Raw genomic sequence first — 21,390 nt, forward strand, 5'->3', positions numbered from 1 at the left:
AATGCAGAGTGAACATCATCATCGCCGACACGTACGAAGAAATGAGCCGCAAAGCAGCCGACGTCATTGCCGATTGCCTCGCGAAGGACCCGTCCTGCGTGCTGGGCTTGGCAACCGGTTCCACGCCGATCGGGCTGTACGCCGAGCTGGTGCGCGATTGCGAAGCGGGCAAGATCAGCTTCGCTGACGCGACGACGTTCAACTTGGACGAGTATCGCGGGCTGGATCCTCGGCATGACCAAAGCTACCGGTACTTCATGCAGCAGAACTTGTTCGACCATGTGAACGTGGACGTTGCGCGCACGCACGTGCCCGATGGCTCCAACCCGGACGCCGATGCTGCGTGCGCGGCGTACGAAGAGGCCATCGCCCAGGCGGGCGGCGTCGACTTGCAGCTTCTGGGCCTGGGCCACAACGGCCATATCGGCTTCAACGAGCCGTGCGACTGCTTCCCGGTTGACACGCACGTGGTCGAACTGACGGAAAGCACCATCCAGGCCAACAGCCGCCTGTTCGATTCCATCGACGAGGTTCCGCGCGAGGCGTACACCATGGGCATCGGCACCATCATGCGCGCCGCCAAGGTGCTGGTAGTGGCGAACGGCGAGGGCAAGGCGCAGATCGTGCGCGATGCCTTCTTCGGCCCCGTCACGCCGCAGGTTCCGGCCTCGGTGCTGCAGCTGCATCCGGACGTGACGGTGATCGTCGACAAGGAAGCCGGTGCGCTGCTCGGGTAGGTTGGACTTCGGGCTGCGGGGCGCTCGCGCTTTTGCGCGAAGGGCTTGCGGCGGCTTGCTCAGTGCATGAAACGGGATCTCTGCTTGCTTGGTGGAGATCCTTTTCTTTTACCCCGCGGGTGCGAGAATGGGCGAAAACGGAAAGGATGAAGCTATGATCATAACGGGAGGAAAGGTATTCGACGGGGCTGGGTTCGTCGAACGCGAGGTTGCCGTGGTCGGCGAGCGATTCGCAGACGCTGCCGCTGGCGATGCTTCGGTTGTCGATGCGACGGGCTGCTACGTGATCCCCGGTTTGGTGGACGTGCATTTCCACGGATGCAAGGGCCACGACTTCTGCGAAGGGACCGAGGAGGCTTTCGACGTGCTGGCGCGCTACGAGGCCTCGCGCGGCGTGACGGCCATCTGTCCTGCCACGATGACGTACCCGGAAGAGGTGCTGGCTCCCGTGATGGACTGCGCCGCCGCGTACGAGGCGAAGCCCGATGGGGCGGCACTTGTGGGCATCAACATGGAGGGCCCGTACATCTCTCCGGGCAATATCGGCGCGCAGAATCCGGCGTACCTGCATGGACCCGATGTCGCTATGTTCGGGCGCTTGCAGGATCGTTCGGGCGGTCTGATCAAGCTGGTGGACGTAGCCCCCGAGGTTCCCGGGGCTTTGGAGTTCATCGAGGCAACGGCTCCGTCGGTGCGCGTGTCGATCGCTCACACGAAAGCGGATTACGAAGTTGCGCGCGCGGCTATCGAGGCGGGCGCGCGTCACATGACGCACCTATGCAACGCCATGCCCTCGCTGCATCATCGCGAACCGGGTCCCATCGCTGCGGCGTTCGACTGCCCGGACGTGACGCCCGAGCTGATTGCCGACGGCGTGCATATCCATCCCGCTATGGTGCGCTTGTTGTTTGCTGCGTTCGGGGACGATCGCATGATCCTGATCAGCGACTCCATGATGGCCGCGGGCATGCCGGACGGCACGTACACCCTGGGGGGGCAGGACGTTACCGTGCGCGGCAACCGCGCTACGCTTGCCGACGGAACGATTGCGGGATCGAACACCGATCTTATGAGCTGCGTTCGCGTGGCGGTGAAGGACATGGGCGTATCGTTGGCAAGCGCGGTGAAGGCGGCTTCGGTCAATCCGGCGCGTGCTATCGGCATCGATGACGAGCGAGGCGGCATTCAGCCGGGAAAGATCGCCGACGCCGTTGTGCTCGACGAAGATCTCAATGTTCGTCACGTCGTGCTGCGGGGTCGCCTGCTTTCGTAGAGCAGCCAAGGCGGGGCTGGCGAGGCGTACGGCAGCCGATGAGGCTGCTGCGGTGGGGCGGAGCGTGCGAGGCGAGGGCGGCGGCCCGTTTCCAGGTCTCGCCTCGCCCCGCCTGCCGCCGCCTCCTGTCTGGCCAAGCTCGACCGGGTCTCGAGAAATCTAGCCGATCACCTCGGCCGAGGGAATGTGCTGGCGGTAGAGTTCGTAGAACGTGCGGGAGTCGAGCGCGTCGATGAACGATTGACTGACGGTGAGGCAGGCATCCGCGTCGTCTTGAGTCGACGCGTGCTCGAGCGGTTGCTGCGGACATGCTACAAGGTCGCCGTTGGCCGCGTAGAAGTCGAGCAGTTCCTCGGATAGCAGCTCGCGGCATACGCGGCGCGCAACGCTCTCTTCGACTGACGTGCGCGCGCAAAAGTACGATGGCAGCAATACGGGTCCCTCGTGCGACGCTTCGAAGAACGAGTCGGTCCCGTCAGCCCGCAAGGCGTACAGCGAGGGGACCAAGGCGAAATCCGCTTCTTTGGTGCGGGCGGCCTTGAACGCTCCGATGGGCATCGCAGTAACGGTGCAGCGTTGCAGCAGCTCTTCCGCAACGGCCTTGCCGTAGCGCTCCCATACGGATTTCACCAGGATCTTTCCAGCCGAGTTGTCGATTCCCCCGAACGCTATGCGCGCGTTGCGAACCAGGGTGGGCAGAGGATCGTTCGGGATGGGCGATCCGCCGTACAGCACAAGCGGAATGGCAACTACGGGAAGCAGCTGGTCGGTGCGCTTTACAGCCTGCACGACGGCGGTGCTTTTGAGCGGGAGCCAGGTTGCGCAGTCGTGCAGAGGCCCCAGCGCATCGAACACCTTCGCGCACTCGAACACCTCCAGATCGGCCGACACGATAAGGTCGGGCATCTGCGCTCCGTCGCGTGCGAGGTAGGCGGCCATGTGCTCGTCGTATCCAAGTCCGAAAAAACGCACGACCAGATGTATACCTTCGCTTCGCAGGCGTTCTTGCAGGTTCGCAAGGTAGGCTTTCTCGAAGTTGTGCAGAATGCAGATGTGGTTCCAGTACAGCGTAACGGTTACGGGCTCTTTGCTGGAGCGTTCGTTCGATTCGTTCATGCGAGTGCTTCTCCTGTTCTCAGGGCGCTTTGGAGCGCCTTGGTTTGACGGTAGGCTTGATGAAGGCGGGCCTCCAGCTGCTCTTCGGCAGTTGTGCGGGTGCGGACGCAAGAGACGGCTCCACCCGCCATGACGATGCGTGTATCGGCCAGAAGCGCCGTATGCGGGTCATGCGTGACCACCAGCACGAGCTTGCGCGCATCAAGGAGGGCTTCGAACGCCGCCTCCTTGTCGATTCCTGCATTCTCTATCTCGTCGACCAGGACGACGGGGCTGTTGCAAACAAGCGCGATGTCGGCAATCATGAGCGCTCTGGTTTGTCCGCCTGATAGCAGGTTGAGGTTGCAGGCGGCGTCGATGCGCTCGGGCGTAATGCGGTTTGCCAGCTCGAGCACTTCGGGCGCGCTTGCGCTTGAGGCGCGACAGGCGCGATGCAGCTCGATGAACTGGTCAACGGAAACGTCCAAGACGAAGCGCATGTTTTGGCTCAGATGCGCAATGAGCGATCCGGAGTAGGAGCGACGTTGCTCTTTTCGAGGGGCGTCGCCGTCTACGAGGACGCTTCGCTTGGTGGGGGAGTCTCCTTGGACAAGCTGTTCGATGTCCTTGATGAAGCGGGTTTTGCCCGATCCGGTGTTGCCGACGATGGCGTACAGTCCGCCTGTGTGCAATTCGATGCGGTCGAACCGTTCGGGCTTTTCGTGCTTGTCGGTTCCGGGAAGTACGGTTATCTCATGCATGGACTGCCGCCTTCCTGGTAAGCGGCCAGCGGCGCTCTTTGGCATGACGTGCTTTTGCCCGGTGCCGCCGGTTGGTCTTCGAAGGTCATTTTACCCACGACGCCCTGTTGAAACGCCGATCCTACCCGGCGTTCTCCCACGCAATACGAGCAAACTCCGGACGGCATCGTGTGGCGCAGCGTGTCTCCCTCAAGCGTGGGCGGAGGTGCTTGCTCCATGATCCAGTCGCACAATTCGTCGACTCCGTAGCCGGCAAGCCCGTCGATGGCGAACACGGCGGCATGCGGATTGATACGTGCGATGTTCGCGCAGACGATCTCCCGCTCTGCCTGGGACACCATGTCGGTTTTCGACACCACGACGAAGTCCGCCTGCGTAAGCATGGGCCCTAGATGCTCGGGCGCCTTGCAGCTGGCCGTCCCGTCCACCACGCATCCTGCCAACATGTTTCGAGTGGCAGGGGAGCAGCGGTGGCAAAGGCCGGCGGTTTCTATGAGCAGGCATGAAGCGTTTTGGTTGCGCGACCACTCCCAGAGGTCGGCAAGGTTGGAGACCAGAAAATGGTCGGGGCATATATCGCCGCTGATTCCCGATACAGCAGGCAAGCCGAGTCCTGCGAACACGTGACGGTCTTCATCCGATATGCAATCGATCTTGCACAGGGCGGGCGGACAGCCCCGTTGCGCCAACGTGGGCGCCGCCCATCGAAGAACGGCGGTTTTTCCGACTGCCGATGATCCGCTGAACAGAACTACCTTGTCCATGCATCCTCCCGTCTTTCATTGCTCGGTTTCGGTCTAAGGCGCAACGCTTGCGCTCTACGATGGCGGTTTCCTCCAAGATCGTCAGTATCAAGTGAGACGCTTTCGCTAAAAAAGTTTTCCAAAGTTAACTATTTTGTGGTGTAATGAGCCTTGGTAGGTGCCGTTTGCTGAACGTCGGAAGGAGGTGAGTCATACGGTGGCTGACATTGCGAAAGCGCTGGAGCACTCCGAGCTGTTGCGCGATGTTCGAATCGATCCGCAGCGCGTGCGTGCGAAACGGTTGCGCACCGGCCAGATGGTGGTTGATCGAGCGGGCGACGTTTCCTGCGTCGGATTGGTCCTGCGAGGCGTGATCGACGTGTACAGCGTTGCGTTCGACGGGTGCGAAATCAGACTGTCTTCCCTGTACGAAGGGGAGATGTTCGGAATATGCAATCTGTTTGCCCCTAACGACTTGACGACGGTGCTGCGCAGCCGCAAAGGCTCGGACGTGCTGTTCATTCCCAAAGAGTACTTGATCGAGTTGATGAACAACGACGGCGAGCTGATGTCACGCTACCTGGTGCTCTGCAACAGCAAGATTCAGTTCCTTTTGCGCCGCATCGAAGAGCTGACCATGCAGACGTCGCGCATGAAGCTGCTGAGTTATCTGCGCGATCGCGCGACATGCGACGGACTGGTCATGTTTGAGGGAACTCGCGAAGAAATGGCTCGTTATCTGGGAATAAGCAGAGCGACGCTCTTTCGCGAAATCGCTCACCTGAAACGCGAGGGAAGCGTGGTTTCCCGCGGAAACGATCTGTACGTGCGAACGTGAGGTGCAGCCATGCGCGAACTTCCCTTGGCGCGCGGTCGTTCAGGTGATTCCATAGGCGCTTTCGAATCGGAAAAACAAGAGAAAGAGGTTTTCATGGTACTGAAGAAGGTTTGGGCGTTTGCGGCCGCTATGGCCCTGAGCGCCTTTATGCTGGCAAGCTGCGCTTCGGGCGGCGCCTCCGCGCCCTCGGCGGGAACCGAAGAAGGCGCTTCTGCGGAAGCAGCTGCTCCGGTTGACGTGCGCGCGGTTGCGCTGAAGGGCCCCACGGCTATGGGCTTGGTGAAGTTCATGGACCAGGTTGACAAAAGCGAGGCGACCGACAACAACTATTCGTTCGATATCGCTGCGTCGGTTGACGAGGTAGTTCCCAAGATAGCCAAGGGCGAGGTCGACATCGCAGCCGTGCCCGCGAACCTGGCATCGGTTCTGTACAACAACACCAACGGCGAGGTGCGAGTTCTGGCCATCAATACGCTGGGCATCCTGTACATCTGCGAAACCGGAAACTCCGTGCAGACCGCAGCCGATCTGAAGGGCAAGACCATTTACGCCGCGGGCAAGGGCGCAACGCCGGAGTACGCTCTTTCCTATATCCTGGAAAGCAATGGGCTTGTGCCTGGTCAAGATGTGACCATCGAATGGAAGAGCGAGCATGCCGAATGCATCGCAGCTATGGCTCAGAACCCCGATGCTATCGCCATGCTTCCCCAGCCCTTTGTGGCGGCGGCCCAGGCGAAGAACGCCGACATTCGCGTTGCGCTTGACCTGACCAAGGAATGGGACGCGCTGCAAAAAGATGCAAGCGCCCCGAGCGCGCTGGTAACCGGCGTAGCGGTTGCGCGTGCGTCGTTCATCGAGGAGAACCCCCAGGCGGTGCAGGCGTTCATGGAGCATTACCGCGAGTCGGTTGATTTCGTCAACGCCAACGTCGACCAGGCCGCCGCTTTGGTGGGATCGTACGACATCGTCCCCGAGGGCGTTGCGAAGAAGGCTTTGCCGGGGTGCAACATCGTGTTTTTGAGCGGCTCCGACATGAAGGACAAGCTGTCCGGCTACCTGAACGTGCTGTCCCAGCAAAACCCCCAGTCGGTTGGCGGCTCGCTTCCCGCTGACGACTTCTACTACGGGGCGTAAGGGGCTTACGTGACGGGCAAAGCGCTCGGTATCGTATTCCCGGTGGCGTTTTGGCTGATCGTGTGGCAAGTTGCCAGCATGGCGATAGCCCAGGAGGTGCTGTTAGTGTCTCCTGTGGCTGTTGCCATGCGTTTGGCGGAGCTGGTGCAGACCGTGGATTTCTGGGGCTCGATAGCCGTATCCCTTTCTCGTATTGCCGTAGGGTTTTTGCTGGCTATGGTGCTGGGCACCTTGCTGGCGGCGCTGTCCTCCCGCTTTCAGTGGGTGCGTCGCTTGCTGGCGCCGCTTGTGCAGGCCGTCAAGGCCGTGCCTGTGGCTTCGTTCGTCATCCTGGTGCTCATTTGGGTGTCATCTGCCAACCTGTCGATCGTTATCTCGTTTCTGATGGTGTTTCCCCTGGTGTACGCTAATGTTCTGGAGGGTATCCGGCAGGTTGATCCGCAGCTTTTGGAAATGGCCCAGGTGTTTGACCTAAGCCCTCTTGCACGGTTGCGCTACCTGTACTGCTCTCAAGTGCTGCCGTACTTTCAGGCAGCAAGCTCGCTTGCTCTTGGCATGTGTTGGAAGGCGGGTATTGCCGCAGAGGTCATCGGGCTTCCCAGTTTCTCCATCGGCGAGCGTCTCTACGATGCGAAAGTCTACCTGAACACCCCTGATCTGTTCGCATGGACGGTTGTCATCGTCCTCATCAGCCTGGTGTTCGAGCGGTCGTTCGCGAAGCTGCTTGCACAGGCCGTGGCGAAGGTGGAGGAGATGCGATGAGGTTTGTCGACGTGACGAAGTCCTATGGGAACACCGTTGTCATGCAAGGATTTTCGGCGGATCTTCAAGACGGTGCGGTTCACTGTATTCTAGGGCCGTCGGGGTGCGGGAAAACCACCTTTCTCAGGTTGGTGCTTGGGCTTGAGCAACCCGATCAAGGGCTTGTCGAGAAGGCGGACGATGCTCGATGCGTTGCCGTGTTCCAAGAGGACAGGCTCTGTGAAAACCTCAGCATTTCCGCGAACATACGCTTGCCGCACGGACGGCTTGATCCGCAGGCGCGGGAGGTGCTGCGTTTCGATATGGAACGTTTGCTGGACAAGGTGGGCTTGGCCGGATTGGCTGGACGTCCGGTGCATGCGCTTTCGGGCGGCATGAAAAGACGGGTCGCTTTGCTGCGAGCCGTCATGGCGCCAAGCAGCGTTATCGTGTTCGACGAGCCCCTTAAGGGCCTTGACGGCGAAACGAAGCGCCGCGTTATGGAAGTTCTCGAACCCTTGCTCGAAGCAAAGACCGTGCTTTGGGTGACGCATGATCCGGCTGATCAGGCGTACTTCGAATCCCCTTACGTATGGACCATGTCTTCCGGAGCCTTGCGAAGGCGAGGGTGAAACGAAACGGGAAGAAAGCGGTGAAGGGGGAGTGAAACGAAATGGGGAGCAGGGCCGTTGCCGTGCTCCCCATTTCGTTAAGCGGTTTACGCGATTGCGTTCGCGAACCAGGTGGTGATGCTTGTCGGGTGCGTGATGGCGGTCCCGACGACGATGGCGAACGCTCCGGCGTCCATGGCTGCCTTCGCGTCGTCGGTGGTGTGGATGCGGCCTTCGCAGAACACCGGCACGTCGCCTGCCGCGGCAACGGCTTCCTTCAGGAAGTCCAGATCGGGGCCGTCGGTTTTCGCGAGGCCTCCCGGCACGTATCCGGCAAGCGTGGTGGATACGATGTCACAGCCCGCTTCGAGCGCGCGATGGACGTCTGCCATGCAGGAGCAATCGGCCATGACCAGCGTTTCCCCGCGCAGGGCTTCGACGGTTTCCTTGAACGTGCGGCCGTCGGGGCGCGGTCGATCGGTTGCGTCAAGGGCAACCACGTCGGATCCGGCGCTTATGCAGGCGCGCGCATGGCGCAACGTGGGCGTGATGTAGACGCCTTCGTGCCCCTCTTTCCACAGGCCGATCACGGGGATCTCGACTCGTCCCTTGATAGCCGCGATGTCGGACAGGCCCTGGCAGCGGATAGCGGCCGCACCGCCCAGTTCGGCGGCGCGGGCGATCTGGGCCATGGTTTCGGGGTGGCGCATAGGCTCGCCCATATATGCCTGGCAGCTTACGATGAGCTTGCCGCGAAGCGATTCGATAAGCGGATTGATCACAAACGTCCTTTCAAGGTGTCCAGCAGGTACTCGGCCGCCCCGATAAGGGGCGCGTTGTCTTTGAGCGTTGCGTCAACGATGGGCAAGGCATGCATCACGGCGGGGGCCTGTCGCTCGAACGCCGCTTGCACGGCGGCGCGCCACGCGGGCCCGGCGTTGCAGACCGACCCCGAAAGCACCACCAGCTCGGGGTCGAGCAGGTCCGTCCAGGTGGCGATAGCTTCTCCCAAGGCCGAACCCGCTTCTTCGATGATGCGGCGGGCAAGCTCTTCTCCCTGCAAGGCGCGCTGCGCGATCTCGCCGCCGGTCACGGGGTCTCCTCCCGCAGCTGCATAGCGGCGCTCGATGCCGCTGCCAGCGGCAATCGATTCCAAATCGCTGGCGTTTCCGCAGGTACGTGGCTCGCCCGAAGCGTCGGGGCAGGGGGTGCGTCCCAGTTCGCCGGCGAATCCGTGGGCGCCCAGCAGCACGCGCCCATGAGCGACGATGCCGCCGCCCAAGCCGGTTCCTGCGGCAACCACCAAGCAGGTTTGGGCTCCCCGGGCCGCCCCCCAACGCGCTTCGCCCAAGGCGTGCGCTTTCACATCGTTGAGGACCGCCGTGGGAAGACCGTGAGCGTGCGCAAGGCGGTCGGCGACGGGCTGTCCGGTCCAGCCGGGCATAAGCTCGTTGGCGTAAGCGATGGATCCGGTGTGCGCATCCACGCATCCGGCCGTGCCCACGCCAATGCCCGCAACGGGCCCTGCGGCGCTGGCCAGCACATCGCCGACCAGGTCGCAGAGCGTGTCGAGCACCGCGACGCCTCCGCGGGCCGCGTTCGTTGGCACGCTGCGGCGTCTTTCGATGACGGGTTCGGCGGCAGGGGAGCTGTAATGTGCAAGCGCCCCTGCCATTTTCGTGCCGCCGACGTCGACGACGGCTACGGTGCACGGATACTCGACGTTCATGCAGCAGCCTATTTGCGCACGGGCGCGTCGCCGTCCATAAGGCCGGCGCGCTTGAGCACGTTGACGATGGTCTCCACGTCTTCGCCTTCCAGGGGCTGGACGGGCTCGCGCATCTGGTTCGTGTTGAATACTTCCATCTGCCACAAAGCCGTCTTGAACGCGCCCACGCCGGCACCGAAGCCCACGGTGGCCTTCACCTGACGGGTCAGGAACATGAGGCGAGCCAGGTGATCCTGCAGCTCCTTCACGCGGTTCCAGTCGCCAGCCTGAGCGGCGCGCCACTGCTCGACGTAGCTTACCGGGTCGAGGTTCGCCAGGCCCGGCACCGATCCGTCGGCGCCGGCCAGGTACGCGCCGTCGACGCAGACCTCGTGGCCGGTCAGCAGCTGCAGCGGATGGCCGGCGTCCTCGTTCTCGAGGCACAGCCAGCGGAACGACACGTCGTCGCCGGAGGAGTCCTTGACGCCCTGCAGCACGCCGTCGGTGCCCAAGCGCACAAGCATCGTGGGATCGAGCTTGGTGTGCACGCATACGGGCAGGTCGTAGGCGAACAGCGGCAGATCGGTCTGCTCGCGGATGGCGCGGAAGTGACGCTCGACTTCCTTCGGGCCGCCCAGCGCGTAGAAGGGAGCGGTGGCAACCAGCGCATCGACGCCGTAGCCGGCGGCGCGCTTGGCCTGGTCGACCACGCGCAGGGTTTCCATGTCGATGATGCCCGCCAGCACCGGCACGCGGCCGTGCACCATGGCCACGGCTTCCTGCAGCACGTGGTAGCGCTGCGCGTCGGTCAGGAAGGCGACCTCGCCCGAGGATCCCAAGAAGAACAGGCCGTCGACGCCTGCCTCGATCATGCGGTTGATGGAGCGCTCAAGCGCTTCCAGGTCGAGCTGTCGCTTCTCGGTCAGCGGGATGACGACCGGGGGGATTACGCCGCGAAACGGTGAATCAGTCATGGGTTTAAAGCCTCTTTTCCGTGTCTGTATGCAAACGGTAAAAGAATAGACCGCTCTTGTAGGCACGTCAACGAACAAGGGTTGGTTGCCACAGGAAAATCGCCTTGTTGCAACAAGAAGGCCCGCCTCCTTGTGGAAGCGGGCCTGTGCGGTGCTTGGTATGGTGCGAAGCGCTTGCTTACGCCTTGGCGCTTGCGCCCAGGAAGACCAGGCCGGTCGTCGCGATCGGCTGGAAGCCGGTGATCGTGGCGGACTGGTAGCCGGTCGCCAGTGCGCGATGGAACAGCGGGTACAGCGGAACCTGCTCGGACAGCAGATCGAAGCACTTGTTCCAGATTTCCTGCTGGTCCTTGCCGGTGGCCTCGCGAGCCTGCTGCATCATGGTCTGCAGCTCCTCGAACTTGCCGTCGCCAGCCTTCTTCCAGCAGGTGCGGCCCTGGGTCCACACGTTGTCGCCGTACCACCAGGACATCAGCAGGTCGGGGTCGTTGCCGAAGCAGGTCGGGTCGCCCGGGGTCAGCATGACGTCGTAGGGGAGGATGCTGTCGGACTCGGCAAGGGACGCCCAGTCGATCTTCGTCTCGTTGATGGTGCAGTTCAGGCCGATGGCGTCCAGGTCGTTCTTGACCTGAGCAGCCAGGTTCTTCACCCAGTTGTTGTTGGTCATGAGCTCGAACTTGAGGTCGGTCACGCCAGCCTCGGCGAGCAGGCTCTTGGCCTTCTCCGGGTCATAGGTGTACACCGTGGAAGCCTGATGATAGTTCGGATGCTCCTTGGGCAAAAAGCCGGTGACAGCGGATGCGTGGCCGTCCATCGCGTTGGCGATGAGCTTGTTCGTGTCGATAGCGTAGAAGAACGCCTGGCGCACGCGAGGATCGTTGAACGGCTCCTTCAGCGTGTTGAACATGAAGAACGGCTGGTTGAAGCCCTGGATGTACTCGACCGTCGCGCCAGCGCCCACCAGCTGGTCGGCGTTGGCGTCGGGAACGTTCTCCATAACCTGAACCGTGGCCTCCTGCAGCGCGGTGGTGCGGGAGGTATCGTCAAGCAGGACGTCCCAGTGCATGGAGTCGGCCGTGGCCGGCAGCGAGCCGTTGTAGTGCTCGTTGGGAACGAACTCGATCGCACCACCGTCGTCGCCGTTGATGCTGGCGTACGCCCACGGGCCGGAGCCGATCGGCTTGGTCTTCAGGTCGTCCTCGGACAGGGCGGCGGGGAAGACCTTGACCACGCTCAGACGGCCTTCGAGCAGGCTCTCGAAGGGGTACTTCAGCGTGAAGGCGATGGTCTTGTCGTCCTTCGCGGCAACGGCGGAGATGAACGACAGGAAGGCGCCGTAGGTGGCGTCGGCCATGTTCTTCTCGAACGCGTTCACCACGTCGGCGGCGGTCACGTCGGTGCCGTCGGAGAACTTGGCGCCGTCACGCAGGGCGACCTCGTACTCGGTGTCGGAGACCTTCGTCGGCTTGGCGGCGGCCAGCGCGTTGTAGGTCTTGTACGTGTGCAGGTCGAGGTCGTACAGGCCCTCGAACACGTGCCACGTGGCGCCCAGCATGAGAGCGGAGCTGTTGCCAATCGGGTTGACGTTGGTGGAGCTGTAGGCGCAAGCACCCGTCAGCTGACCGCCCTTGACCGCAGCGCCGGCGTCGGTGCCAGTGCCTTCGGCCGGCGTTTCGGCGTTGCCGCCGCCGCAGCCGTACAGGCTGAGGCCTGCTGCCGCTGCTGCGACAGCGCTGCCCGCCAGGAACGTGCGGCGGGACAAAGATGCATTCTTATGCTGTTCCATTGGTTTCCCTCCATTTCGGTTTCGAGGCATCCGCGCCTCGATTGCACGCGCGTGATTGGGCACGCGCACAACAGCAGTGCCCATTATCGGGGAAAACCTACAGAAAATAAAGGACTTGTGCTTTTGAAGTTGCGGACAGGTTTGTTATTGCTAGTGAACGATCAGGGAATATGAGTGGTATCATGCGCTCCATGAACTCCACTCTCCATAAAAGTAACGCGTATGCAACAAACGACGAGATGCCCGCAGAAGGCTTTGCGATGGCGGTGCGCATGCTTTCGCGCCCTGCGCTTCCCGCTCCCGCGCGCCTGAAAGCCCCTCCGGCTACGAACGAGAACGTGCGCAAGTCCATGTTGGGAAACCGGCGAAGCAACACGAAGCCGGAGCTGCTCGTTCGCCAGCGCTTGCGCGCTGCGGGGTTGACGGGCTACCGTCTGCAATGGAAGGTTCCCGGGCATCCGGACATCGCGTGGCCGGGCAAGCGCATAGCTATATTTGTTAACGGGTGTTTTTGGCATCGCTGCCCGCGATGCAAGCCGTCCATGCCCAAAAGCAACGTGGAGTACTGGGTGGTGAAGTTCCAGCGCAACGTGGAGCGGGACGAGCGAAGCCGCGCGGCGCTTGAGCAGATGGGCTGGACCGTGCACGTCATCTGGGAATGCCAGCTCAAGAAAAAGGAAATCGACGCCACGTTTGCCGCGCTGCTGCCCGTGCTGGCGGAAGAGCTGGGCAAGCCGCTCAAGTCCGATGGCGCCTAAGCGCGTCCAAAGATTACAAAAAACACTCCGTTTTCCGACAATCTGACCACATATTTCTTGTGCAGCTATACCCAAGATTCATATAGAATGCCTAATGGATGTTTGTGCGCGGGCCGCATTCGGCTGAAAACGGCCCGCGCACAAAGCCAGTAATTGTCAAAGCGTAAGAGCCGTAAAACGAAAGGAGGACGCGGTGAGCAACCTGCTACGACTGATCGGAAGGCGCCTGATAGCGCTGCCGATCATGATCTTCGGCGTGACCATTCTCGTGTTCTTCATTATGGCGCTGTCTCCTATTGACCAAGCTTATTCGGTCTTGGGCGAGAACGCCACCGAGGCGCAAGCCGAGCAGTACCGCGAGGAGCACGGGTTGAACGATCCGGTGCTCGTACAGTATGGAAACTATATGGCCGGCCTGTTCCAGGGGGACATGGGAACGTACGGTGCTAACAAGGCAGCCGTATCCGACCGTATCGCCGAAGCGCTGCCGGTCACGTTGCAGCTGACGTTCCTCGGTCTGATCATAGCGGTCTTTTTCGCGGTGATATTGGGCGTTGTTTCAGCGCTGTACCGCGATCGATGGCCCGACCAGATCATCCGCGTCTTCTCGATCGCCTGCATCGCAACGCCTTCGTTCTGGCTTGCAGTGCTCATGATCCTGCTGTTCTCTTCGATGCTGCACCTGCTGCCGGCGTCGGGTCCGCTGCCTACGATATCGCAGGATCCGGCAGGGTGGCTCGCTCGCATGGCCATGCCGGCCATCGCGTTGGCGGTCCCCGTTACCGGCCAGCTGACGCGCGTTATCCGCACGTCGATGGTCGAGGAGCTGGACAAGGACTACGTGCGCACGGCGCTGGGCGCTGGCATTCCGAAGAGCGTCGTCGTAGCGCGCAACGTCTTGCGCAACGCGCTCATCACGCCGGTTACGGTTCTGGGCCTGCGCATCGGCTACCTGATCGGCGGCGCCGTGGTCATCGAGGTTATCTTCAATCTCCCCGGCATGGGCATGGCCATTCTTTCGGGCATCCAGAACAGCTACGTTTTGCTGGTTCAGGGCGTCGTGCTGGTGGTGGCCATCACCTTCATCGTTATCAACATCATCGTGGATATGCTTTATATCCTGATCGATCCGCGAATCAGGACGGTGTAGCATGGTTCAGTTACGAGGAAACCTTACGAAGAAAATGGAGGCCAACCCGGGCAAGGTTCGCTTCCGTCGCTGGAAGGCCATGGGCATCGGCTCGCGCATCTCGCTTGTGGTGCTGGTGCTGGTCGTTATGATCGCCGCGTTTGCGAATATCGTTGCCCCGCATGATCCGCTGGCTATCTTCACGGCGCGCCAGGCTCCTGATGCGCAGTTCCTGTTCGGTACCGACGACAAGGGCCGCGACGTTTTGTCGCGCATGATGTACGGTGCGCGTTACTCGCTCATCATCGGCATCGGCGCTACGGGCTTTGCGCTTGTGTGCGGCTCGATCATCGGCGCTATCGCCGCCGTGTCCCGCAAGTGGGTCAGCGAAGTCATCATGCGCGTGCTCGACGTCATCATGTCGTTTCCGGGCATCGCCTTGGCCGCCACGTTCGTCATCGCGTTCGGCAACTCGCTGGCAACGCTGATCTTCGCCATCGGCTTTCTGTACATTCCCCAGATCGCCCGCATCGTGCGCGCGAACGTGGTTTCGGAGTACAACCAAGATTACGTCCGCGCCGTCGTCGTAAGCGGCGCTCGTGCCCCGTGGATCCTGGTCAAGCACGTTGTGCGCAACTGCATCGCCCCGGTCATGGTGTTCACCATCGTGCTGGTGGCCGACGCGATCGTGTTCGAGGCGTCGCTGTCCTTTATCTCGGCCGGCATCCCCGAGCCTACTCCCACCTGGGGCAACATTTTGGCTGACGCCCGCAACGGCGTGCTGTCCGGTCGTTGGTGGCAGGCGCTGTTCCCGGGTCTTGCCATCATGATCACGGTTCTGTGCCTGAACATCCTGTCCGAGGGCATCACCGACGCCATGGCCGCCGCTCCCAAGGCTCCGGTCAAGGCTGACGACTCCGCCGTGCTGGCCGAGCGCGAAGCCGACAAGATGGTTGCCGACCCCACGCTGGCGTACGCCGCTCAGGCCGACATGCTGGAGAAGCGCCTGATGCAGCTGCAGACCATCGAGAAGACGCGCACCGATCGCTTTGAGGCTCGCACCGATGTGCCGCCTATTTTGGAAGTCAAGGACCTGTGCATCAAGTTCCCGCGTCACGGCGACGTGAACGTGGTGGACCACGTGAGTTTCGTGGTGCGCCCGCGCCAGACCATGGGCTTGGTGGGCGAGTCCGGCTGCGGCAAGTCCATTACGTCGCTGACCATCATGGGCCTGCTCGATCCGAAGGCAACCGTCACGGGCGAGATCCTGTACGACGGTCAGAACCTGCTGGCCATGGACCAGAAGCAGATGAACGCTCTGCGCGGCCGCGAAATCGCCATGATCTACCAGGACGCGCTGTCTTCGCTCAACCCGTCCATGCTGATCAGGGCTCAGATGAAGCAGCTGACCAAGCGCGGCGGCACCCGTAGCGCCGAGGAGCTGCTGGAGCTGGTGGGCCTTGACCCGAAGCGCACGCTCGACTCCTATCCGCACGAGCTGTCGGGCGGCCAGCGTCAACGCGTGCTCATCGCCATGGCGCTCACGCGCGACCCGAAGGTCATCATCGCCGACGAGCCCACTACGGCTCTTGATGTGACCGTGCAGAAGCAGGTCATCGACCTTTTGAACAAGCTGCAGAAGGAACTGGGCTTCGCCATGGTGTTCGTCAGCCACGACCTGGCGCTTGTCGCCGAAGTGGCGAACTCCATCACGGTTATGTACGCCGGTCAGGTGGTCGAGCAGGGTCCGGTGTCGGACATCCTGTGCCACCCCGTGCACGAGTACACGCGCGGACTGCTGGGCTCGGTGCTTTCCATCGAAGCCGGCGGCGACCGCCTGCACCAGGTTCCCGGCAGCGTTCCCAGCCCGAAGGACTTCCCTCAGGGCGACCGCTTCACGCCGCGTTCGAGCCATCCCGACAAGGTGTCGCAGCTGCGTCCCGTGCTCAAGCGCGTCGAAAGCACCGATCATTACTACGCCGAGCTGCCTGACAGCGAACTCAAGCGCCTTGGCATCAAACCGTACGTTCCCGGAGGTGTGCTGCTATGAGCGAACTCGAAACGAACGTGGCGAACGCTTCCGCCGCCGACGGGCAGACGCCCATCATCTTCCTCGACGACATCCGCGTGACGTTCAAGACGCGCACCGGCTCCATCCTGCACCCGAACAAGGTGCAGGCCGTCCGCGGCCTGACCCTCAAGCTGATGCCGGGTCAGACCTTGGGCATCGTGGGCGAGTCCGGCTGCGGCAAGTCCACCACGGCCAACGTGATGTGCGGCTTGCAGCAGCCCACGGAGGGCCGCGTGTTCTTCAAGGGCGAGGACGTTACAAAGCGCTCCGCCGCCCAGCGCCGCTTGATCGGCCGCGTGATCTCGGTGGTCTTCCAGGACCCCGCCACGGCGCTCAACGCGCGCATGAGCGTGCACGACCAGCTGCTTGACCCGCTGGTGGTGCACAAGGTGGGCGACAAGACGTCTCGCGAGGCTCGCGTGAACGAGCTGATCGAGATGGTCGGCCTGCCGGGGTCGGTGCTCGACGCGCTGCCGGGCCAGCTGTCCGGCGGCCAGCGCCAGCGCGTGGCTATTGCGCGCGCCCTGTCGCTCAAGCCCGACGCCATCATTGCCGACGAGCCCACGAGCGCCCTTGACGTGTCCGTGCGCGCACAGATTCTGAACCTGCTCATGGACCTGAAGAAGGAGCTCGGCCTGTCCATGGTGTTCATCAGCCACGATATCCAGACGGTGCGCTACATTTCCGACCGCATCATCGTGATGAACGCGGGCGAGGCTGTGGAAAACGGCACCGCCAAAGAGGTGTTCGAACATCCGAAAGACGACTACACGCGCTTGCTCTTGGGGGCTGCGCCCTCGCTGCTGCACCCCGATTTGGGCAAGTAGCGTCTCGGTTCTTGGCAAGCGCTGCTTGCGGAACGCATGCGCGATGAAGCTGGTTCGAGCCCGTCTCCTCAGGGAGGCGGGCTCTCTTTTTGCAGGTGCTGCTTGCGCGCGAGTCAGGCCGTTTGCCGACGAGTGCGCCCGCGACATGCCGTCCGGTGCGTCCGCCGCGCTGCGAGGCGAATTCGTACTGGTATTATGAGGGCTGTATAGTCGGATCAGGCGAAGAGTTCTGTGCGAGAGAAGAGGGTCGGGGCCCGCGCGTGCGATTGCGTCACACGGGGGCTTGCGTTCTCCGTGCGAATTTCCGGTCGGGCCACATCCCCTTCAAAGGAGAGGAATATGACGAGAGAATTCAAATCAATGGATGGCAACAATGCCGCGGCGTACGTCTCCTATGCGTTTACCGAGGTCGCAGGCATCTATCCTATTACCCCGTCGAGCCCTATGGCCGACCTGGTGGACCAGTGGTCCGCTGCAGGAAAGAAGAACATCTTCGGCACCACTGTCAAGGTGTGCGAGATGCAGTCCGAGGGCGGCGCTGCAGGCGCGGTTCACGGCTCGCTTGCTGCGGGTGCTCTGACCACCACGTACACGGCTTCTCAGGGTCTGCTCCTCATGATCCCCAATATGTATAAGATTGCCGCTGAGATGCTGCCGACCGTGTTCCACGTAAGCGCGCGCACCGTGGCCACCCAGGCGCTCAGCATCTTCGGCGACCACTCCGACGTCATGGCATGCCGCCAGACCGGTTTTGCCATGCTGGCCGAAAGCAACGTCCAGGAAGTCATGGACCTGTCCGCCGTCGCCCATCTGGCCGCCATCAAGGGTCGCATCCCCTTCATCAACTTCTTCGACGGTTTCCGCACGTCGCACGAGGTGCAGAAGATCGCCGTGTGGGATTTCGACGATCTGGCCGAGATGTGCGATATGGACGCCGTGCGCGCGTTCCGCGAGCATGCGCTCAACCCTGAGCGTCCCGCCATGCGCGGCAGCCATGAGAACGGCGACATCTTCTTCCAGCACCGCGAGGCGTGCAACGGCGTGTACGACGCGCTGCCTGCCGTGGTCGAGGACTACATGAACCAGGTCAACGCCAAGCTGGGCACCGATTACCAGCTGTTCAACTACTACGGCGCTCCCGACGCCGACCGCGTGATCGTGGCCATGGGCTCGTTCTGCGACGTGGTGGAAGAGGTTGTCGACTACCTGAACGCCAACGGCCAGAAGGTGGGTCTGGTGAAGGTTCGCCTGTACCGTCCCTTCGTGTCCGAGAAGTTCATGGCGGCGCTGCCGTCCACCGTGCAGAAGATCGCGGTCATGGACCGTACCAAGGAGCCGGGCTCCCTGGGCGAGCCGTTGTATATGGACGTGGTGAACGCGCTTGCGCACGAGGGCCGCACCGATCTTACGGTGGTTGGCGGCCGCTATGGCCTGGCATCGAAGGATACCCCGCCGTCTTCGGTGTTCGCCATCTACACGGAGCTCGAGAAGGATGCGCCGGCGCGCGAGTTCACGGTCGGCATCGTCGACGACGTGACGAACCTGTCTTTGCCCGAGGATCCGAACAGCCCCAACACCGCTGCGGCCGGCACCATCGAGTGCAAGTTCTGGGGTCTGGGCGGCGACGGCACGGTGGGCGCGAACAAGAACTCCATCAAGATCATCGGCGACCACACCGACAAGTACGTGCAGGCGTACTTCCAGTACGACTCGAAGAAGACGGGCGGCGTGACCATCAGCCACCTGCGCTTCGGCGATTCTCCCATCAAGAGCACGTACTACGTGAACAAGGCGGACTTCGTGGCGTGCCACAACCCGTCTTACGTCACCAAGGGCTTCCGCATGGTCAACGACGTGAAGCCCGGTGGTGCGTTCATGATCAACTGCCAGTGGACGCCGGAAGAGCTCGAGCACCACTTGAGCGCCGAGGCCAAGCGCTATATCGCCAACAACAACATCAAGCTGTACACCATCAACGCCATCGACCTTGCTCGCGAGATCGGCATGGGCAAGCGCACGAACACCATCCTGCAGTCGGCGTTCTTCACGCTGGCAAACGTCATCCCGCAGGACGAGGCTCTTCAGTACATGAAGGACGCGGCTACGAAGTCGTACCTGAAGAAGGGCCAGGAAGTCGTGGATATGAACCATCGCGCTATCGATGCTGGCGCGACGGCGTTCGTGCGCGTGGACGTGCCGGCCAGCTGGGCTGACGCGAAGGACGAGGGCCAGGGTGCCGAGCTTGAGGGCCGCCCTGGGCTGGTCAAGATGGTTCGCGACATCATGGAGCCGGTTGGCCGCATGGACGGCGACCGTTTGCCCGTGTCCGCGTTCGTGGAACATGCTGACGGCCAGTTCGAGCAGGGTGCGGCTGCGTACGAGAAGCGCGGCGTTGCCGTGAGCGTTCCCACGTGGGACGCGGCAAGCTGCATCCAGTGCAACCAGTGCGCCTTCGTGTGCCCGCACGCCACCATTCGTCCGTTCGCGTTGACCGAAGAGGAAGCCGCCGCTGCTCCGTCCGCCATCACGCTGGTGCCGGCGAAGGGCAAGGCCGCCGCAGGCATGCAGTACACGCTAGCCATTTCGCCGCTCGACTGCATGGGCTGCAGCGTGTGCGTGAACGTGTGCCCGAGCGATTCGCTCAAGATGGTGGACCAGGAAGCCGAGCTGGCTCAGCAAGACGTGTTCAACTACTGCGTCGACCAGGTGTCCGACAAGCCCGCTTTGGGCGATGCGACGGTCAAGGGCAGCCAGTTCAAGCAGCCGCTGCTCGAGTTCTCGGGCGCTTGCGCGGGCTGCGCCGAGACGGCGTACGCGAAGCTGGTCACGCAGCTGTTCGGCGATCGCATGTACGTGGCGAACGCGACGGGCTGCTCGTCTATCTGGGGCGGTCCTGCAGCTACCTCGCCGTACACCATGAACAAGGACGGTCATGGTCCTGCATGGTCGAACTCGCTGTTCGAGGACAACGCCGAGCATGGCTTGGGCATGCTGTTGGGTCACGAGGCCGTGCGCGACAAGCTGCTGGCCGACACGGAGAAGCTGCTTGCCTCCGATGCTGATCAGGCCGTGAAGGATGCGGCGCAAGCTTGGGTTGAGGCGCGCAACGAGGCCGAGGCAAGCAAGGAGGCGGCTGCTGCGTATGTGGCCAAGCTCCAGGAAATCGCCGAGGGTAACAACATTGCCGCCGACATCCTGGAGAACAGCGAATACCTGACCAAGAAGTCCGTGTGGATCTTCGGCGGCGACGGCTGGGCGTACGACATCGGTTACGGCGGCCTTGATCATGTGCTGGCTTCCGGCGAGGACGTGAACGTGTTCGTGTTTGATACCGAGGTGTACTCCAACACGGGCGGCCAGGCTTCCAAGGCTACCAACATCGGCCAGGTTGCGCAGTTCGCGGCCGCCGGCAAGGACGTCAAGAAGAAGAGCCTGACCGAGATCGCTATGGCATACGGCTACGTGTACGTGGCGCAGGTGGCCATGGGCGCGAAGCCGGCCCAGACCATCAAGGCCATCGCCGAGGCCGAGGCGTATCCGGGACCGTCGCTCATCATCGGCTACTCGCCGTGCGAGATGCACTCCATCAAGGGCGGCATGGCCAACTGCCAGGACGAAATGGCGAAGGCGGTCGACTGCGGGTACTGGAACCTGTTCCGCTTCAACCCGGCTGCTCCTGCGGGCAAGAAGTTCGTGCTGGATTCCAAGGAGCCCGCGGGCGGCTACCAGGAGTTCCTTATGAACGAGGCACGCTACAGCCGCCTGACGCGCGAGTTCCCCGAGCGCGCGACCGAGCTGTTCGAGCGCAACGAGAAGGCTGCTCTGGAGCGCTACGAGCACCTGCTCAAGCTCAAGGACGTGTACGCGGAGGCGTAAGCGAACGCGCGGACGCAAGCGTGGTGGTGAGTTCCTGAAAGTTGAAAGCCCTCGGCATTGCGCCGAGGGCTTTTTTACGAGCGGCTTGTAGGACGCCGACAGCCGTTTGACGTAGCGGCCGGTGCTTCTGCTCGATTTTACGCGCAATGTTGCGTTTTTTGGGCCGTAGGCCCTCCTTGTCGTCGTCCCTCTAAGGGCTGCATTATATTAGCCCAGTTCACGGAGATGCGGCTTTTGAGGACGCGAGTCCGTACGCAACATTGGAGTAAAAATCGGGCAGTCAGGGATCACGTGTATGTTGGCGTCGATCTGCCAAGAGCGCGGTTCG

18 protein-coding genes are annotated in these 21,390 nt (G+C 62.2%); 11 read left to right on the forward strand and 7 right to left on the reverse strand.

The window, feature by feature from the left end; translation table 11 throughout:
• Positions 1 to 8 precede the first annotated feature (8 nt).
• Entirely contained in the window at positions 9 to 737 is a 729-nt protein-coding gene (gene nagB / locus ACTQZK_RS07730) for a glucosamine-6-phosphate deaminase (RefSeq protein WP_216529461.1), read from the forward strand.
• A gap of 154 nt (positions 738 to 891) precedes the next feature.
• A complete protein-coding gene (gene nagA / locus ACTQZK_RS07735; RefSeq protein WP_114567152.1) occupies positions 892 to 2,010 on the forward strand; it encodes an N-acetylglucosamine-6-phosphate deacetylase in 1,119 nt (372 codons plus the stop codon).
• 159 nt (positions 2,011 to 2,169) lie between these two features.
• Here nagA and ACTQZK_RS07740 read toward each other — a convergent pair whose 3' ends face one another.
• From ACTQZK_RS07740 to ACTQZK_RS07750, 3 genes are read right to left on the reverse strand one after another with little or no spacing between them, the layout of a single operon-like run.
• On the reverse strand, positions 2,170 to 3,126 hold the full coding sequence (locus tag ACTQZK_RS07740; protein ID WP_225749427.1) for a hypothetical protein: 957 nt from the start codon (positions 3,124 to 3,126) through the stop codon (positions 2,170 to 2,172).
• Positions 3,123 to 3,866 (reverse strand): ATP-binding cassette domain-containing protein, encoded by a 744-nt coding sequence (locus ACTQZK_RS07745; RefSeq protein ID WP_114567154.1) that lies wholly within the window; start codon positions 3,864 to 3,866, stop codon positions 3,123 to 3,125. Before ACTQZK_RS07745 ends, ACTQZK_RS07740 begins: the two co-directional genes overlap by 4 nt.
• A complete protein-coding gene (locus ACTQZK_RS07750) occupies positions 3,854 to 4,630 on the reverse strand; it encodes a GTP-binding protein (RefSeq protein ID WP_216529459.1) in 777 nt (258 codons plus the stop codon). Before ACTQZK_RS07750 ends, ACTQZK_RS07745 begins: the two co-directional genes overlap by 13 nt.
• A gap of 196 nt (positions 4,631 to 4,826) precedes the next feature.
• Between ACTQZK_RS07750 and ACTQZK_RS07755 the strand changes: the two genes are divergently transcribed.
• The 4 genes from ACTQZK_RS07755 to ACTQZK_RS07770 all read left to right on the forward strand — a co-directional run bounded on the left by ACTQZK_RS07755 (position 4,827) and on the right by ACTQZK_RS07770 (position 7,954).
• Positions 4,827 to 5,447 (forward strand): Crp/Fnr family transcriptional regulator, encoded by a 621-nt coding sequence (locus tag ACTQZK_RS07755; RefSeq protein WP_216529458.1) that lies wholly within the window; start codon positions 4,827 to 4,829, stop codon positions 5,445 to 5,447.
• A gap of 93 nt (positions 5,448 to 5,540) precedes the next feature.
• A complete protein-coding gene (locus ACTQZK_RS07760) occupies positions 5,541 to 6,581 on the forward strand; it encodes an ABC transporter substrate-binding protein (protein ID WP_114567234.1) in 1,041 nt (346 codons plus the stop codon).
• Positions 6,582 to 6,590: 9 nt separating this feature from the next.
• Positions 6,591 to 7,343 (forward strand): ABC transporter permease, encoded by a 753-nt coding sequence (locus tag ACTQZK_RS07765; protein WP_225749426.1) that lies wholly within the window; start codon positions 6,591 to 6,593, stop codon positions 7,341 to 7,343.
• Positions 7,340 to 7,954: an ATP-binding cassette domain-containing protein gene (locus tag ACTQZK_RS07770; RefSeq protein ID WP_114567157.1), complete on the forward strand. Its 615-nt coding sequence runs from the start codon at positions 7,340 to 7,342 to the stop codon at positions 7,952 to 7,954. Before ACTQZK_RS07765 ends, ACTQZK_RS07770 begins: the two co-directional genes overlap by 4 nt.
• An 86-nt stretch (positions 7,955 to 8,040) precedes the next feature.
• On the opposite strand, the gene ACTQZK_RS07775 is transcribed toward ACTQZK_RS07770, so the two are convergent.
• From ACTQZK_RS07775 to ACTQZK_RS07790, 4 genes are all read right to left on the reverse strand, one after another.
• Complete coding sequence (locus ACTQZK_RS07775) at positions 8,041 to 8,715, reverse strand: N-acetylmannosamine-6-phosphate 2-epimerase (protein ID WP_225749425.1); 675 nt, start codon at positions 8,713 to 8,715, stop codon at positions 8,041 to 8,043.
• Entirely contained in the window at positions 8,712 to 9,662 is a 951-nt protein-coding gene (locus ACTQZK_RS07780) for an ROK family protein (RefSeq protein WP_114567158.1), read from the reverse strand. The genes ACTQZK_RS07775 and ACTQZK_RS07780 overlap by 4 nt, the downstream gene beginning before the upstream one ends.
• A gap of 8 nt (positions 9,663 to 9,670) precedes the next feature.
• On the reverse strand, positions 9,671 to 10,615 hold the full coding sequence (locus tag ACTQZK_RS07785; protein WP_114567159.1) for a dihydrodipicolinate synthase family protein: 945 nt from the start codon (positions 10,613 to 10,615) through the stop codon (positions 9,671 to 9,673).
• Positions 10,616 to 10,793: 178 nt separating this feature from the next.
• Positions 10,794 to 12,401 (reverse strand): ABC transporter substrate-binding protein, encoded by a 1,608-nt coding sequence (locus ACTQZK_RS07790; RefSeq protein WP_114567160.1) that lies wholly within the window; start codon positions 12,399 to 12,401, stop codon positions 10,794 to 10,796.
• Positions 12,402 to 12,571: 170 nt separating this feature from the next.
• Between ACTQZK_RS07790 and ACTQZK_RS07795 the strand changes: the two genes are divergently transcribed.
• The 5 genes from ACTQZK_RS07795 (at position 12,572) to nifJ (ending at position 21,062) form a co-directional block, all read left to right on the forward strand.
• On the forward strand, positions 12,572 to 13,159 hold the full coding sequence (locus ACTQZK_RS07795; protein ID WP_225749424.1) for a very short patch repair endonuclease: 588 nt from the start codon (positions 12,572 to 12,574) through the stop codon (positions 13,157 to 13,159).
• A gap of 193 nt (positions 13,160 to 13,352) precedes the next feature.
• Positions 13,353 to 14,309 (forward strand): ABC transporter permease, encoded by a 957-nt coding sequence (locus tag ACTQZK_RS07800; protein WP_114567161.1) that lies wholly within the window; start codon positions 13,353 to 13,355, stop codon positions 14,307 to 14,309.
• 1 nt (position 14,310) lies between these two features.
• Positions 14,311 to 16,338 (forward strand): dipeptide/oligopeptide/nickel ABC transporter permease/ATP-binding protein, encoded by a 2,028-nt coding sequence (locus tag ACTQZK_RS07805; protein ID WP_114567162.1) that lies wholly within the window; start codon positions 14,311 to 14,313, stop codon positions 16,336 to 16,338.
• The gene (locus tag ACTQZK_RS07810; protein ID WP_114567163.1) at positions 16,335 to 17,186 is read left to right on the forward strand and encodes an ABC transporter ATP-binding protein; all 852 of its coding nucleotides are present in this window, start codon (positions 16,335 to 16,337) and stop codon (positions 17,184 to 17,186) included. The genes ACTQZK_RS07805 and ACTQZK_RS07810 overlap by 4 nt, the downstream gene beginning before the upstream one ends.
• Before the next feature lie 339 nt (positions 17,187 to 17,525).
• Positions 17,526 to 21,062: a pyruvate:ferredoxin (flavodoxin) oxidoreductase gene (nifJ, locus tag ACTQZK_RS07815; RefSeq protein WP_418832026.1), complete on the forward strand. Its 3,537-nt coding sequence runs from the start codon at positions 17,526 to 17,528 to the stop codon at positions 21,060 to 21,062.
• Positions 21,063 to 21,390 lie beyond the last annotated feature (328 nt).

Source organism: Paraeggerthella sp. LCP19S3_G8, from assembly GCF_052119225.1.
Classification (GTDB): Bacteria; Actinomycetota; Coriobacteriia; order Coriobacteriales; family Eggerthellaceae; genus Paraeggerthella; species Paraeggerthella hominis.